The 16135-nt window shown below is 58.8% G+C and carries 13 protein-coding genes; 4 read left to right on the forward strand and 9 right to left on the reverse strand.

Annotated features, from left to right (window positions below; genetic code table 11):
* Positions 1-13: 13 nt before the first annotated feature.
* The 3 genes from GFB49_RS12535 to GFB49_RS12545 all read right to left on the reverse strand — a co-directional run bounded on the left by GFB49_RS12535 (position 14) and on the right by GFB49_RS12545 (position 6598).
* Positions 14-3454, reverse strand: coding sequence for a translocation/assembly module TamB domain-containing protein (locus GFB49_RS12535; RefSeq protein WP_153216223.1), 3441 nt, complete (start codon positions 3452-3454; stop codon positions 14-16).
* Positions 3451-5262: an autotransporter assembly complex protein TamA gene (locus GFB49_RS12540; protein WP_153216224.1), complete on the reverse strand. Its 1812-nt coding sequence runs from the start codon at positions 5260-5262 to the stop codon at positions 3451-3453. Before GFB49_RS12540 ends, GFB49_RS12535 begins: the two co-directional genes overlap by 4 nt.
* Positions 5263-5362: 100 nt before the next feature.
* Positions 5363-6598 carry a urate hydroxylase PuuD gene (locus GFB49_RS12545; protein WP_153216225.1) on the reverse strand — a complete coding sequence of 412 codons (1236 nt, stop codon included), beginning with the start codon at positions 6596-6598 and terminating at the stop codon, positions 5363-5365.
* A 131-nt stretch (positions 6599-6729) separates the two neighbouring features.
* Between GFB49_RS12545 and GFB49_RS12550 the strand changes: the two genes are divergently transcribed.
* Positions 6730-7662: a LysR family transcriptional regulator gene (locus tag GFB49_RS12550; RefSeq protein ID WP_153216226.1), complete on the forward strand. Its 933-nt coding sequence runs from the start codon at positions 6730-6732 to the stop codon at positions 7660-7662.
* A 190-nt stretch (positions 7663-7852) separates the two neighbouring features.
* Here the strand turns inward: GFB49_RS12550 and uraH are convergent, their stop codons facing one another.
* Positions 7853-8209 (reverse strand): hydroxyisourate hydrolase, encoded by a 357-nt coding sequence (uraH, locus tag GFB49_RS12555; protein WP_153216227.1) that lies wholly within the window; start codon positions 8207-8209, stop codon positions 7853-7855.
* A gap of 163 nt (positions 8210-8372) precedes the next feature.
* Between uraH and puuE the strand changes: the two genes are divergently transcribed.
* From puuE to GFB49_RS12570, 3 genes are all read left to right on the forward strand, one after another.
* Positions 8373-9806, forward strand: a complete 1434-nt coding sequence (gene puuE, locus GFB49_RS12560; RefSeq protein ID WP_153216228.1) for an allantoinase PuuE — start codon at positions 8373-8375, stop codon at positions 9804-9806.
* On the forward strand, positions 9803-10312 hold the full coding sequence (locus GFB49_RS12565) for an ureidoglycolate lyase (protein WP_153216229.1): 510 nt from the start codon (positions 9803-9805) through the stop codon (positions 10310-10312). Before puuE ends, GFB49_RS12565 begins: the two co-directional genes overlap by 4 nt.
* 83 nt (positions 10313-10395) lie before the next feature.
* A complete protein-coding gene (locus tag GFB49_RS12570; RefSeq protein WP_153216230.1) occupies positions 10396-11754 on the forward strand; it encodes a uracil-xanthine permease family protein in 1359 nt (452 codons plus the stop codon).
* 109 nt (positions 11755-11863) lie between these two features.
* On the opposite strand, the gene GFB49_RS12575 is transcribed toward GFB49_RS12570, so the two are convergent.
* The 5 genes from GFB49_RS12575 to truA form a co-directional block, all read right to left on the reverse strand.
* The gene (locus GFB49_RS12575) at positions 11864-12847 is read right to left on the reverse strand and encodes a type I glyceraldehyde-3-phosphate dehydrogenase (protein WP_153216231.1); all 984 of its coding nucleotides are present in this window, start codon (positions 12845-12847) and stop codon (positions 11864-11866) included.
* A gap of 136 nt (positions 12848-12983) precedes the next feature.
* Positions 12984-13301 carry a hypothetical protein gene (locus GFB49_RS12580; RefSeq protein ID WP_153216232.1) on the reverse strand — a complete coding sequence of 106 codons (318 nt, stop codon included), beginning with the start codon at positions 13299-13301 and terminating at the stop codon, positions 12984-12986.
* A gap of 127 nt (positions 13302-13428) precedes the next feature.
* On the reverse strand, positions 13429-14265 hold the full coding sequence (locus GFB49_RS12585; RefSeq protein ID WP_153216233.1) for a bifunctional allantoicase/(S)-ureidoglycine aminohydrolase: 837 nt from the start codon (positions 14263-14265) through the stop codon (positions 13429-13431).
* A gap of 138 nt (positions 14266-14403) precedes the next feature.
* Positions 14404-15189, reverse strand: coding sequence for an IclR family transcriptional regulator (locus GFB49_RS12590; RefSeq protein WP_153216234.1), 786 nt, complete (start codon positions 15187-15189; stop codon positions 14404-14406).
* 146 nt (positions 15190-15335) lie between these two features.
* Positions 15336-16106, reverse strand: a complete 771-nt coding sequence (gene truA / locus GFB49_RS12595; RefSeq protein ID WP_153216235.1) for a tRNA pseudouridine(38-40) synthase TruA — start codon at positions 16104-16106, stop codon at positions 15336-15338.
* Positions 16107-16135 lie beyond the last annotated feature (29 nt).

The raw sequence follows: 16135 nt of genomic DNA on the forward strand, positions 1-16135 counted from the left end.
CGTCCCCGAGGTGTTAGTAATCGCGTTTAAACAACAGACCGATGCCGGTCTCTCCAGTGCTGTCGACTGTACCGGAGACGGATAAGCTTGGGCTCAGATCCAGGTTAATCGACAACTCGCTGTCACCACGGGTGTTAACATTGAAATCTGTATAAAGGTTTTCCGCCGCATATCCGCCAAGGCCAAGCTGTCCGGTGCCAAGGTTGTCAAACCCCAAATCCACATCATCCACGCCGGTCTCTTCGGCCAGTTTTTCTTCGGTTCCCAAACCGCGTCCGCTGAGGCGTGCGGCTGAGGCCGCCAACCGCGCCAAAGCAAGCGGGGAGAGATCCTGCACATTGTCGCCAAACAGCAAAAGCGCCAGCGCTTCTTCGCTTGGGCGGTTGGGCTCTGCTGTGACTTGGATTTCGGGCGCGTTTACGGGCCCTGCAATGCGCAGGGTTGCTGTTCCCTCAGAGGTGTTGCTGGAGGCTGAGAAATCGAGGAAAGGCGTCAGGCTTCCCACCAGCGAGATGCGACCGTCATCCAACGTCAGACGCCGCCCCAGGATGTCGAAACTGCCGCGGATCAGATTGATTTCCCCTGCGGGCTCTGGCGCGTTTGCTGTGCCACGAATGCGAAGGCTGCCGCCGAGCTCTGAGCGAAGCCCCCGCCCGCGTGCAAAGATCCGGTTAGGCGCATTGATTAGGAGGTCCAGCGCAATCGGTCGGCTGGATTGCGCTGAGGTCTGCTCTGTTAATCCTGCGTGGCGGCGGGTTTGATAGGCGGACGCAGTTTCGCCAATGTGGCGGATGTCCGGGATTGGGGCCGCATCGATTGCCCCCCCGGCGCTGGCGATGTTGATATTGGTCTCGCCCACGTCAATTTGCCCTGCGATGACAGGCCCCTGCGTCAGCGCCCCGCTGAGGCGCAGCGCGCCGCCAAGCGTGGTTTTGTAGATCAGATTGTCTGTCAGAACCACAGAGCCAAGGTTGATGGACAGGTCGCTGTTGAACGGAGGCAGCAACGCAACCGGCCCGGTCACGCGCACTTGCCCGCCGTCGCGCGGGGCGGCGGTCAATGCCAGTTGAGCCCGTGCATTGGCGATCCGGACGTCGCCGGAAATCGCGTCGATCTCTTGTCTTGCGTCTGGCAGAACAATGCGGCTGCCTTGGGTGCGGATTTGTCCCGAAACAGCGTCAAGTCCCGGCTTGCCGCGCAGGGTCAGGTCAAAACCCGCCGACCCGGTCAAAAGGTTCGGCGCTATGAACAAATTGGCCACATCCAGCCGCAGGTCACCTGTCGCGCGCAGGTCGGCTTCGGCCTTGGTCTCATCCCATGCTCCCCGGACTTGGGCATTCACACCGGCGGGACCTTGGGCATCCAGATCCAGCTGCCACAAACCGGCCTCGCGTTGCGCCGATCCGGTGGCACGCAATTGACCTGCAAGTTGTGGGACAAACCGTTCCAATTGCGCCAGCGTGGCGTCTAGTTGCAAATCCGCACTGCCGTCCAGTGTCGCGGTCCCCGAGAGTTTAAGGTCAGAGCTGTTGGGACCTTGAAGGGTGAGCATGCCGTCAAACACGTCGGCGGCGCGCGCAACATTACCGGCAATCGTCAGCGGGCCCGGCACTTGTGGAACCAGTGGTGCCAGATCAGCCAGCCGCGCGTTCAATTCCAGGCGGCCATCCGCGCTGCTGAGGGTTCCGGCGGCCTTGGCTGTAAGTCCGGGCGCATCCAGGGCAAAGTCGTCGATAAAAAGACCACCATCATCGCGGCGCGCGATGAGCGTCAGGTGACTGTCCCCGGCGATCATTGGATCCAGTTGGGGAATGCCGCTGGCAAGATCTTGGGTACGGGCCTTTAGATTCGCGTGAAACGCTCCGCTCAGAGGGGTATAGCGTCCTTGGACGTCAGCAAACGCCGCACCAGAGAGGTCAAAGCCGACAATTGGGGCAAAGCGCGACAGCGCGTCGACCTCGGTTGTCAATGTCGAGGAAATTTCCAGACCATCAGCCCAATCCGCAACAGCCACATTGCCCGCCACCGCAAGGCCTTGGGACGTCAGCTGCAGGTTTTGCGCATTCAGGTTCTCTCCATCGGCCAAAAGGTCCGTGACAAACGACAGTTCCGGCCCAAGTGCTGCAGACAGTGCAGGGTCCGACAAACGCAGCCCTGTCAGCGTTGCTTCTGTGTGGGCTTCCAGTTGGAACGGGGCGTTTTCCAACAGACCATCGATGGTCACGGTTGCCTGATCCAGATCCGCCCCATCGGTTTCCAAGTCAATCAGATCAGCGCGCAACTGCCACGTATTTCCAACCGGTTTCTGGGCGATCAGCGACAGTTCCGACACTGCGGTCCCACCGCCGGCAACAGGCAAAATCACACGGGATTGGCCGGATTCCGGCAAAACCGTCGCCCGCAGGTTCGCGGTCTCCAGCGCACCGTCTTGCACCATGGCCGCTCCGCTCAACCGCAAGGCGCGGCTGGAAATCGCCAGAGAGTGAAGCGCCACACCTTGTGCGCCGGCTTCGGTTTGAAACTGCTCTCCTTTGACCCGCAAGCGTAGATCCGGGCCAAAGAACGGCCGATAAACCTCAGGGATCAGCGCATCAATATCGCCGTTGAGATCGGCTGAGAAATCCAACCCTTGTTGCGGGTCCTCGGCATTCGCGTCACCTGCGGCAATCCGCACCTGGCCGGTCACCTGCGCCAAATCGGCGGCGGCAAAGTCAAGATCAGCCCGGAAATCAGACAGCGGGCCAGTGCCATTCAACGTCAGATCAAGGCGCGGAGCCTGCGGCAAAGGCAACAGGCTGCCGATTAATCCGCCGGGCGCTTCGCTGGCGACCAAGTCCAGATCTGCGCCATCTGTTTCGGCCCCGACCTGCAGCGCCATCTGCAGCTTGTCCCCCTTTCGGTCCAGCCGCAGCAAGTCCAGCGTGCTGTCCAAGGCCCCGTCCGCAAGGTCCAAATCGCCATTTAAGGACCAGACGCTGTCTTGTCCCAGTAAAGGCGCGCCTAGTTCAATACGATCCACCTGCAGGCTGCCCAGTTTGATGGCAATCGGAAGCTCTGGCACGCGAAGCGGCGTTGCCTCGGGCGTGGGCAGCGCGGGATCCGTTGGCGCGGGCAGGGGCGCGCGTAAAACCGCAATACGTTTGGCCGAAAGCGCGTTGACCGACAGGTTTCCGCGCAAAAGGGCGGCGCGATTCCAATCGAGTTCGGCCCCCTCAAGCTCCAGCCAGATCCCGTCGGAATCCGCGATGGTCAATCGCTCGATCTGCGCGCGGGACGAAAACGTCCCCGTCAGCCCTACCACATTTACGGAACGGTTTTCCCCTGACAGGCTGTCCTCAAGAAAGCGCACAATAAACCCGCCGCTGTCTTCGGTTGAGATCTTCTCTTGCGCCTGAACAGGGCTCAAGGTGATTGAGGTGGCTGCTGCGGCGATCAGAAAAGGTCTGAGGGTCAAAACGCTTGTCCTATGCCAATGTAAAACTGCAATCCATCTTCGGTGCCGCCGCTGACGGGGACCGCCAGATCAAGCCGCAAGGGACCAATGCCTGCGATGTCATAGCGCAGGCCGATGCCCGCGCCGGAATGCTGGTTGTCGCCAGATGTTGGGAAGCTGTCGGCAGACACCAAACCAATATCATAAAACCCCACAAGCGATAGGCTGTCGGTTAACTGCCCGCGCAATTCTGCGGAAACCGCGGCAAATCCGCGCCCCGCTGCCGTCTCGCCGCCCACAGGCACACCAAAGGCCTGAAACTCCTGCCCGCGTACGGTCCCCGCGCCCCCCGAGAAAAAGCCCAGCGTCGGAGACACTTCTGAGAGGCCGGGCCCCAGAAGCGATCCCAACTGGAACCGAGCCGCTGCGACCAACCGATTGCCGATCGGGCGATAAATCCGGGCGTCCCCGATGAATTGCAGCCCGGATTTCGCGCCGCGCAGCCCGACAAAGGGCGTTACAGTGGCCGAAAGGAAATGTCCGTTTGTGGCATTGACGGTGCTGTTGCGCAGATCCTGTTCCAGCTTGGCACGGGCAAACAGATACCGGAACCGACGCTTTCCAAATGCATCTGTGACCAAACTGCTGGCGGCCCCAAGTGCAATCTCCCCCTCAAGCGTGTCGGAATAAATCCGCCGCACCCCGATGGCTCCAAGCGCGCGCAGGGCCGTGTAATGTTCTTCGTCCAGGCGTTCCAATTCAGCCAGGTAAAAGGTGCTGTCGTCGGGCCCCAAAGTGGCCGGTCGTTCAAGGCGAACCCCAATGCGGCCATCAATGTCCGAACTGCCACCGATCCCCGAAAGCCGTGTTTCGAACCGGAAACGCTCAGCGCCTCCAAAGAGGTTGCGATGGGTCCAGGTTGTGCTGATTTCAGCACCATCCGATGTCAGCTCGCCGCCGAAGGTAAATCGCCGCTTGGGTTGGTCACTCACTTCGGCGGTGAAATCCAGCGTCTGGTCTGGGTTTGCTTGCGCGTCTTCGCGCAGCACGACCGAGGAAAACGCCCCGGTGCGCCGAAGACGGTTGGCGGATTTTGCGACAAGATCGGGGTGATAACGCGCGCCTTCTGGCAAGCCTGCAATCCGTCGAATGGCCTCATCCCGCACATCGCTGGGGCCTTTGATGTCCAGCTGCCCAAGCCGCAACTGCGGGCCGGGTTGCAGTTGGATTTGGGCGTCCAATCGACGTGTGCGGTGGTTGGCGGTTATCGACTGCCCTGATACATCCGCCTTGGCATGGCCTTCTTGTCGCCAGGCTGTCACGCCGGCCGCTGCTGCATCGCGTAAAATGCCGGTGTTAGCCGGGGCACCGCTTCGAAAATCATTGGGCAGCGGGGTTTGTGGGTTTGCGGGCAGCGGGGCCACCGTTGCCCGCCCCAATGTAAACGACGCGCCCGGATCCACGGTGATACGCACAGTTTCGATTTTCGCGGGCAGGCGCAGCGGATTGATCCCGGCCGCCTCGCGCCCATCAATTTTGATCGAGACGACAGGCGAGAAAAACCCCTGATCATAAAGAACCTGCACCAGACTGCGATAGTCCGACAGGGCTGCGGCAAGGATGTCCTGAACCGCATCCGCGCTGCGGCCGCGTGCGCGCCATGTGGCCGATGTTTTTAAAAGCCGTTCACGCAGATCTTCGCTGGCGCTTGGCGTGGAAAAATCCGTGGGAACGGCTTTGACAGGTGTGGCCAGGCAAAGAATGGCGCATAGACCAGCAGCGACGGCAAAATTGCGCAGAACTTGGGACAGATCGGGCCCTGAAATCATGTGCTCCCCGCCTCATGTGCGCACTTTGTAACTTAATCCAACCAGTAGCACGGACCATGGCTGCTGAGGAACGGGGAAATTGGCGAGGCTGGGGTCGAAATTACAACTGGCCCAGCCCCTGCAGATCTGCGCTGCGGTACCATGCCCGGATGGCTGCGCGGGCCTCATCCTCCATATAGGTCAAATTTGCGGGGGGCATCGCATGGGTTACCCCTGCCTGCAGAAAAACAGCCCGGCCATTGCGCGCCAGATCATTGGGGGTTTCCAGCAAGACGCCTTTGGGAGCGTGGGCAATCCCGTCGTAAAACGGCTCGCGCGCGTGGCACATGCTGCAATTGGCGCTGACGATCTCTTGAACCGTGTCAAAACCCGGGGCCGCCGCCAGAGCCTGGGCGGTGCCGGACAAGGCATAGTCTTCGTCCCCCGCCTGTTCCCGGCCTGCAAGCGAAAGGAAAACGGCGGCCAGAAACAGGACAGCCGTGGCAACCCATGTCCACCTGGGATCACCTGCTTTGGCATGATGGGTGTTGAAGTAATGGCGGATCGTCACCCCCATCAAGAACACCAACGCGGCGATCAACCAATTGTAATGGCTGGCAAACGCCAGCGGATAATGGTTCGACAGCATCAGGAAAATCACGGGCAAGGTGAGGTAGTTGTTATGTGTCGAACGCAGCTTGGCGATCTTGCCGTATTTGGGATCCGGTTTGCGCCCGGCCTTTAGGTCGGCCACGACGATTTTCTGGTTTGGAATGATGATGAAAAAGACATTCGCGCTCATGATCGTCGCGGTGAATGCCCCCAGATGCAGCATCATCGCACGGCCCGTGAAGACTTGGTTCAGCGCCCAGCCCAAAACCACAAGAAACAGGAACAAAACCACCATCAACACGGTGGGCCGGTTTGCCATTCTTGACTGGCACAGAGTGTTATAAAACAGCCAGCCTCCGCCCAGAACAGCCGCTGACAACAGCATGCCCTCATAGATATCCAGATCTGCTTTGGATTGGTCGATCAGGTAAATCTCACCCCCGGCCCAATAGACAACCATCAACAAGGCAAAACCCGAAAGCCAGGTTGCATAGCTTTCCCATTTGAACCAGGTCAGATGCTCCGGCATGCGCTCTGGCGCGACCAGGTATTTCTGGATGTGATAAAACCCGCCGCCGTGGACCTGCCATTCTTCGCCATCGGCAGGGCCTGCAATGTCGCGGTTCAGGCCAAGATCCAGTGCGATGAAATAAAAAGACGAACCGATCCACGCAATCGCGGTGATGACATGGGTCCACCGGGCCGCGAAACTCAACCATTCCCACCAAAGCGCCAGATCCCACATCCGCTATGCTCCTGTCTTTTGTGCTGTTTTTCCGAGCATCTGCCTCGGCACCTCTGATCGCGACCCTATTGGTATTTGCATTTTTCTGGTATTCCTATGTATGAGCCAAGAGTATCAAAAAAATCGGCATAATGTCTTACCTAGATAACATACGGACTTTTGTTCGGGTCTATGAGCTCGGCTCGATGTCGGCGGCCGGCCGCGATTTGCGGATTTCACCCGCGGTGACCTCGGCCCGGATTTCTCAGCTTGAAGACTATCTGAGCGTGCGGCTGTTTCAACGCACCACGCGCAACCTGTCGGCGACGGAACAAGGGCGTGCCTTTTATCCGGGCGCTGTGGCGGTGCTGGAGGCGGTGGATGAAGCCGAGGCGCAGGTGATGCAGCTGACAGAGACGCCGCGCGGGACGTTGTTTGTTGCGGCCCCTTTGGGCATTGGACGGCGTTTGGTGGCTCCTGCTGTACCGCGTTTTCTTGAGGATTATCCCGAAATCGCGATCCGATTGCGCCTGTCGGATAGGGCTGTGGACCTGACCACCGAGGGGCTGGATCTGGCGTTTTTCCTGGGGCAGCCTTCGGATAGCGCCTTAAAAATGCGCAAAATCGCCGAGTGTAGCCGGGTTCTTTGTGCGTCGCCAGAGTATGTTTCGCGGCGCGGGATGCCGCAGTCGGGTGCGGATTTGGTCGCGCATGGGCACAATTGCCTGAACCTCAGATACCCAGGTGCGGATGAGTTCCAATGGCAGCTGGAGACAGAGGAAGGCCCGCGCCGTTTTGCCGTATCTGGGCGCCATGAATGCGATGATGGGGATGTCTTGACCGATTGGGCTGTTGCGGGAGAGGGGGTGGTCCTGAAGCCGGTGTTTGAAGTGGCCTCACTGATCGCCTCCGGCGCATTGGTCCCGGTTGCGGTTCAAACGCCGCCCGTGCCAGTGCAGCTCGCGTGCCTTTATGCCCATCGCCGCCATCAGGATCCAAAAACACGGCTGTTTTTGGACTTTATGGCAACGCAAATGGGCGCAGCTGTGCTGTCCGCAGAACAAGAGGGGAGCTCCCGCGCCTGAAAGCGCCGCTTGCGCGGCCGCATTACAGCCTTGGGCCAAGCGCCGCTGGCGCGGCGCGACGGTGGCCAATTGGATCGGCTCGCTTTGGAAACAGCGCCAACCGCGCCGCGTTAGCGGCGCTTGGCCCAACGGGGGAGGGGGCTTCTATGAAGCCTCCAAGCCGGGCGGGAGCTTTTGTTCTGTGCAGGGTTCAACTGCCGCGATAGGTTGAATAGCTGTACGGCGACAGAAGAAGCGGCACGTGATAGTGGGCGTCGCTGTCGCTCATCCCGAAACGCAGCGGGATCTGGTCAAGAAACAACGGCTCAGCCCCTGCCAGACCTGTGGAACGCAGGTAATCGCCGGCATGAAACACCAACTCATACGTCCCAATTTCAAACTTATTTTCTGGCAGAATGGGCGCATCTGTCCGCCCATCCGAATTGGTGCGCATCTCGACCAATTTGGAGCGAGCCGTTTGCGTGATTGCATAGAGCTCAATCAGTAAACCCTCGGCCGGGCAGCCGCGGCTAGTGTCCAACACGTGGGTCGTAAGATATCCGCTCATTTGTCGCGCTCCTTGCTCAAGCCTTTGGCAAAACTCTGCCCCAAGCTCTGGTACAAGGCAAATTCGCTGTGTCCTCAGGTGCTTTCGGGAAAATTTGAAAAAACCGCTCTGCCTTCTGGCATAGTAAGGAATAACGTTTTGATCAACCTGCACCGTGAGACCGATGACATCCTCAGACTTGCCACCGCGCTACCCGCGAAACATGATTGGATATGGGGCCGCCCCTTTGGATGCGAAATGGCCGGGCGGCGCAAAAGTCGCGGTTCAGTTCGTATTGAACTATGAGGAAGGCGGCGAAAACAACATATTGCACGGTGATGCCGCATCCGAGGCGTTTTTGTCCGATATTCCTGGAGCCGCGCAATGGCCGGGGCAGCGTCATTGGAACATGGAATCAATCTATGAATATGGCGCGCGCGCTGGCTTCTGGCGGTTGCACCGGATGTTCACCCAAGTGGCCATTCCCGTGACCATTTACGGGGTCGCCACCGCACTGGCCCGATCCCCTGAGCAGGTGGCTGCCATGAAAGAGGCAGGTTGGGAAATCGCCTCTCATGGGCTGAAATGGGTCGAACACAAGGACATGCCAGAAGAGGAAGAGCGCGCGGCCATTGCGGACGCCATCCGCCTACATACAGAAGTTGTCGGCAGCCGCCCACAGGGATGGTACACAGGCCGTTGCAGCGCAAATACGGTGCGTCTGGTGGCGGAAGAAGGCGGGTTTGATTACATTTCGGACACTTATGACGACGATCTTCCCTATTGGATGGAAGTTGGTGACCGTGACCAGCTGATTATTCCATATACGCTGGAAGCCAACGACATGCGTTTTGCTACGGCACCGGGGTACATCACGGGTGAGCAATTCTTTCAGTATCTAAAGGATGCGTTTGATCTTCTCTATGCCGAAGCGGAAGACGGCGCACCCAAGATGATGTCGGTGGGCTTGCATTGCCGGTTGATCGGACGCCCGGGCAAGGCCGCAGGGCTCAAACGGTTTATCGACTACATCCAGGGGTTTGACGGTGTTTGGTGTCCGCGCCGCATTGATATTGCTGAACATTGGGCCAAAACCCATCCTCACCAGCGCATCACCCGTCCCAGCGCGATGGGCCAAGAGGCGTTTGTCGCAGCCTACGGCAGCATCTTTGAACATTCTCCTTGGGTTGCCGAACGTGCCTATCAGTTGGAGCTGGGCCCCGCCCATGATCGCGCGTTGGGTCTGCACAATGCGCTGTGTCGTGCATTTCGCTGCGCAAGCGAGGCTGAGCGCAAGGCCGTTTTGATGGCGCACCCTGACCTGGCGGGCAAATTGGCGGCGGCCAAATATCTGACTGCAGAAAGCACCTCGGAACAGGCCTCGGCCGGGTTGGACGCGTTGACGGATGCGGAGCGCAGCCAGTTCACAAAATTGAACACCGAATATACGGCCCGCTTTGGCTTCCCCTTTATCATCGCAGTGCGCGATCACAGCAAATCCTCGATCCTGGCGGCGTTTGAGCAGCGTATGAAAAACAGCGGCGCAGAGGAATTCGATGAGGCCTGTCGGCAGGTCGAACGCATTGCGCTTCATCGGTTGATGGATCTGCTGCCATGACCGCCGCACCGGTTCTGCCCGCAGATGTCATCCTGATTGAACCGATCACCGAAACGGGGTTTGCGCCCTTTGGTGATCTGTTGGACACCACTGGCAATCCGGATAAAATCATCAACCAGGGGGCTTGTGGCCGCTATCATGACCGAGCCAACCTGGCCTTTGGCGACGGGCGTGCTGGCCTGAGCCTGTTTCAGGCTGAGGCCCGGCAATTGCCCTATCGCCTGGATATGGTGGAACGCCACCCCGAGGGTAGTCAGGCCTTTGTTCCCATGAGTGCACATGGGTTTTTGGTGATTGTCGCAGCAGACGAAGGTGGCACCCCCGGTCGTCCCTTGGCCTTTGAAACGCGACCCGGGCAGGCGATCAATTTCCATCGCGGGACCTGGCATGGGGTTTTGACGCCACTGGAGGCTCCGGGTCTTTTTGCTGTGATCGATCGGATCGGCACAGGCGATAATCTTGAAGAATTTTGGTTCGATCAACCGTTTGAGGTGCAGCGCCCGTAAGAGGCGCGATTTTTAAAAAGGAAGGGACGCCCCAGGAACAAGAAGAGGTCGCCCTTTGTTGCAACAGAAGAGGGACATGAAAAATGTCAGACGCCCCCATGAGCGCGCAAGGAAACTTGCGTGATCCGAATTACACGCCTCCATTGGCACAGGCGATCCCTTTGGGGATTCAGCATGTGTTGGCGATGTTTGTTTCAAACGTGACGCCTGCGATCATTGTCGCCGGGGCAGCGGGGTTTGGGTTTGGGTCCAACTCGCCGGATTTTCCAGAACTGCTTTATATGATCCAGATGTCGATGTTGTTTGCAGGGGTTACGACCTTGCTTCAGACCATCACGGTGGGCCCGGTTGGGGCCGCGCTGCCGATTGTGCAGGGGACAAGCTTTGCCTTCCTGCCAATTATGATCCCGCTGGTCGCCGGTAAAGGCGTGGATGCGCTGTCGGTGCTTTATGGCGGCGTCATCATTGGCGGGCTTTTTCATGCTGCTTTGGGGTTGGTGATCGGCAAGATCCGATTTGCCCTACCGCCGCTTGTTACCGGCCTGGTGGTCACGATGATCGGCCTGTCACTGGTCAAGGTTGGGATACAATATGCGGCGGGGGGTGTGCCTGCAATTGGCACGCCGGAATATGGCTCATTGCTCAACTGGTCAGCTGCGGCTGTGGTCATTGTGGTGACGCTGGGGCTTAAGTTCTATACGCGCGGCATGCTGTCTGTGGCCGCGGTTCTGATCGGGCTGATCGCGGGCTATGTCTATGCGATGATGGTGGGAATGGTCACTGTCGAAGGCATCGCCACCAGCTGGTCTCGGGCGGCAAGTTTTGCCCTGCCGCAGCCGTTTAAATACGGGTTTGAGTTTTCCTTTGCCGCAATCCTGGGGTTTTGCCTGATGGCTTTTGTCTCGGCTGTTGAGACAGTTGGCGACGTAAGTGGCATCACCAAAGGTGGGGCGGGGCGCGAAGCAACAGACGCTGAAATCGAAGGTGCGACTTATGCGGATGGGTTTGGGTCTGCTTTGGCGGGTGTATTTGGCGGCCTGCCCAATACGTCATTCAGCCAGAACGTCGGGTTGATTGCGATGACCGGCGTGATGAGCCGCCATGTGGTGACGATTGGTGCGCTGTTTTTGATCCTGTGTGGCCTGGTGCCGAAGGTGGGTGCGTTGATCCGAACGGTTCCAATAGAAGTTTTAGGAGGCGGTGTGATTGTGATGTTTGGCATGGTTGCGGCCGCGGGGATTTCTATGCTGTCTGAGGTTGCGTGGAGCCGCCGCAATATGGTGATATTTGCGATTGCGCTGTCCATCGGACTTGGGCTGCAGCTGGAGCCGGGGGCGGTGCAATATGTGCCAGGATCTGCCCGTATCCTGTTGACCAGCGGGCTGCTGCCCGCAGCGGTGATTGCAATTGTACTTAATCTGATACTACCGGATGAGGTTTGAGGACGCGCTGACGCGTGGTGCTCCCGCCCGTCTTGGGGCAATCAAAGATTGCCCCGCGCCCGTTGGGCCTGGCGCCGCGCTGACGCGCGGCGTGCGCGCACCGCACTCTTTAGGCCGCCATCAGCCGGGCGACGTCGATCATCCGGGCGGAAAAGCCCCATTCATTGTCATACCAGCCAAAGACCCGGAGTTGTCGATCATCAATCATCCGGGTTTCTGGCGCTGCGATCACCAGCGACTCGGGGCGTGCACGCAAGTCTGAGGACACTAGCGGCAGCTTGGTCCAGCCCAAAACGGGCGAGGCGTCGACCCGCGCTTCAAGCTGTTCCAAAAGCGTATCTGCTGCCGTGGGGCGTTCAAGCTGGGCGACCAGATCGACCGCAGATACAGAAGCGGTTGGAACCCGCACGGCTGCGCCCGAGATCTTGCCCTTGAGGTGCGGCAGGACCGTTTCGATCATATGTGAGGCCGAGGTTGTGGTCGGCACCATTGACAAGGCACCGGCGCGAGAGCGGGCAAAATCACCGCGCGGCGCGTCCACCATGGGCTGTGAGTTTGTATAGCAGTGGATCGTGGTCATATGAGCTCGTTCGATGCCCGCAAGTTCATCCACCAACCGGGCCAAAGGACCAAGCCCATTTGTGGTACAGGAAGCATTTGACACCACCTGCGCTGAGCCAAGGTCGCTGTCGTTGGCCCCGAGGACGCAGGTAAATTCCGCCGCAGGCGAAGGGCCGGAAATCAGCACTTTTTGTGCGCCTGCGGTTAAGCCACGTCGGGCCACATCCGAGGTCCGGGCAATCCCCGTACATTCCAGCACCACATCCACGCCGCGCAGATCCACGTCCGTCAGATCTGCGGCGTGGCTCATGGGGATGTGACGCCCCATCACGTGCAAGGCCCCATCGCGCCCTTCTACGTAGTGCGGAAACGGCCCAAAGGTGCTGTCGTATTGAAACAGATAGGCGCAGATATCGAGCGCGGCGATGTCGTTGATCTGCACCACTTCAATCCCATCGCCACGTTCGGTGGTCAGCAGTTGGCGTAGGATCGCACGGCCAATGCGGCCAAAGCCGTTGATGGCGATTTTCATAGGCGCTCTCTCCTTGATCGCATATGAGACATGGCATCGGAACCCGTGCCATGTCTCATTTGATCATATCAATGCAGCGCGTAAGGGAGGAGGGCAAGGGCGGAATTGTATCCGCAACAATGCCTGAACCACGTGCTTACCGGGGGCAGATCAGAACCGTGTGATAGTCGCCATTGTCTGTGCGATACATCACATCATAATTGGCAGTGCACCCGGTGGCGCCACGATAGGCGCGCATGGCCTGGCGCACGGTCAGAACCGCCGGAGGACGTTCGGGCAAAAGCTCAACGTTTTGGCGTCGCGCCACATGTTCGCCCGGCACCCGTGTGGACGGCCAGACCAGCCACTCTCGTCCCAGAACTGTAATTTTTTTGATCTCGCCCGCCGGAGCTTCGGCCACGGCGCTGCTGGCCATGGCCATTGACATCATCAGTGCTGCAAAAACCAAACGCATCTCTTACTCCCCCTTCACCAAAACCCGTTGGATAGAAACGTAACATTGCTCATCTTTGAATGTGAACAGCCTACGTCCATCTGGGCGGCTCGGGCAAGGATGTTCCGCGTCTGAAGTATTGTTGGTGCTACCGGAGTGGGGCCAGCGGCATATGCCGGTTCACGTCCTTATAGAGGAGGTAACGGAACCGTCCCGGTCCACCAGCATAGCAGGCCTGCGGGCAAAAGGCGCGCAGCCACATGAAATCACCTGCTTCGACTTCAACCCAATCCTGATTCAGGCGATAAACGGCCTTGCCTTCCAACACATACAGCCCGTGTTCCATAACATGGGTTTCCGCAAAGGGGATAATGCCGCCGGGTTCAAAGGTCACAACGGTGACATGCATATCATGGGCCATATCGGTGGGATCCATGAACCGTGTGGTCGCCCAGCTGCCATTTGTGTCCGGCATGGGCGTCGGCGCGATGTCTTGTTCATGGGCGACAAAAGCGGCGGGCGGGGTGACGCCGGGAGCGCCTTTCCATTCCTTGCGGATCCAGTGAAAGGCGCAGAGATCCTGGGCGTCGTCATTGGCCACAGACCAGGTCGCTCCGGCCGGTACATAGGCAAAGCCACCTTCGCCGAGCTGATGTGCGGTGCCTTCAATCGTTACGCTCAGCCTGCCTTGGGTGACAAAAAGTGCCCCCTGTGCATTGGCATCAGTTTCAGGTGTTGCCGCCCCACCGCCAGGTTGCAGTTCGACGATGTATTGCGAAAACGTTTCGGCAAAGCCGCTGAGCGGGCGCGCCAGAACCCACATGCGCATGCCGGTCCATCCGGGCAGGAAAGAGGTCACGATATCCCGCATCGTGTCTCGAGGGATCACCGCATAGGCGTCTGTGAACACGGCACGGCCGGTGAGCAGCTGATGTTGATCCGGCAGTCCGCCGGATGGGGTGAAATAGGGCGGTCGTCCGGCCATGGTCAAATTCTCCAATGGGGTGCCTTTGGTTCACTCTACGGGGCAGGCTGCCTGTGGGGGAATGGCAAAGCACAGAAAAGCAGTCTTTGGAAATATTTGAAAAGCTTGCTTTTCTGGCCCTCGGGCCCGCAGGTGCGGCTACATCAGGCTCAGATTTGTAAGACTGCTCAGATCCGCCGCGCAGTCGTGCAGAAGATCGACGCAGGTTTCAATGGTCTCGGACAGTGGTTGAGAGGGTTTGTAGAGCAGCCCCACCACAAGGGCTTGGTCTGTTGATGTCTGCACGGGAACCGCCAGGTTGGCATACCCAAACCGGCACGCCCCATCGTCAAAAGCAAATCCGGCCGTGCGCGCGGTTTGGATGTGTCTTGAAAGCTCTGGGGTGGTTATCGTATCCACTGGTTCCGTCTGCGCGATCTGGTCCATGAGTGTCTGCGAAATCTCCTGGGGCTGTTGGGCCAGAAGCATCTGCCCCAACGCGCTGCTCAGAGGGGCAAAGCCCGGCCCGGCTGAATTGCGCATGGCTGTGGAAGAATACGGAAACACTGCGGTGCAGATCAGCAAAACTCGCGTGTCAATCAAAGTGGCCAAACACACATCGGCCTTCAGCCGGGTCGCACATTGATTGAGGATGGGCCAAACATCCTGTGGGACGCGGCTGGATTGCAAAAAGCTTTCAGACAGTTTCAAAACCTTGGGCGTCAATGAGAACAACCGCCCGTGACGACGCAGAAACCCCATCGCTTCAAGTGTCAGAATACCTCGGCGTGCCGTCGCGCGGTCCTGCCCGGCGCGTCTGGCGATATCCGCCATGGAGAGCAAAGCCGTGTCACCTTCAAAAGCCTCAAGGATACGTAACCCTTTGGCAAAGCTGTTGGACTCAAATTCGCTCCGCCCGTTGTGGGAGGGAAACACTTTAGACATCGGTGCCTGTACATCACTTGCGGACCACGGCGCCTCACCCGTGAACGAGCTGCCTGGACCGCTGACCTCATATTATTGTGATGTTACGGTACGTATACTTAGTAAACAAAAACCTAATTGTACGGACCTAGGGGTAACTCCCGCGTTTATTGGGCAAAAACCGGTTCAGGATAGCCCACGCGGGCGAGATAAAGCCCATGTCCGGGGCACACAGGACCACATGCAGCCCGGTCGCATGCCTCAAGCGCGGTGCGCACATCCACGGGATCCCAGGCACCAGCGCCCACCCGTTCCAGCGTGCCGACAAAACTGCGCACCTGATTATGCAGGAATGACCGTGCCCGCACATGGAAATGGACTTCGGGTCCTGACATGCCGTGCACGGCCTCAACACGCAGCTCATCCAAGGTTTTGACCGGGCTTTGCGCCTGGCAGATTGACGAGCGGAACGTGGTGAAATCATGCAGACCCAAAAGGTGGTTGGCACCGTCTTGCATCGCGTCGAGATCCAGTTGGTGATTGATCTGCCAGACCTGACCCGCATCATGGGTGGCCGGTGCGCGACGCATCAAGATCCGGAACAGATACTGACGTTCAATTGCCGAAAAACGCGCATGCCAATCCTCTGCAACCTGGACACAGTCAACAATCGCAACAGGTGCAGGCTTCAGGTGAAAGTTCAGCGCCTCGGACAGGCGAAACGGATCCCAGTCTTTGACCATGTCACAATGGGCCACCTGACCCAGACCATGCACCCCTGTGTCGGTTCGGCCCGCTGCCGCAATCGTATGAGCACGCGGTTCCAACTTGGCCAAGGCGTCTTCAATCGCCCCCTGAACCGAGGGAAGATCTTTTTGACGCTGCCACCCGGCAAAGGGCGCGCCGTGGTATTCGACTTTTAGGGCATATCTGGGCATGGCGGTCCCCTAGCGCGGCCTGTATCACA

Origin of the sequence: Tritonibacter litoralis (genome assembly GCF_009496005.1) — a bacterium.
In the GTDB taxonomy this organism is placed as follows: Bacteria; Pseudomonadota; Alphaproteobacteria; order Rhodobacterales; family Rhodobacteraceae; genus Epibacterium; species Epibacterium litoralis.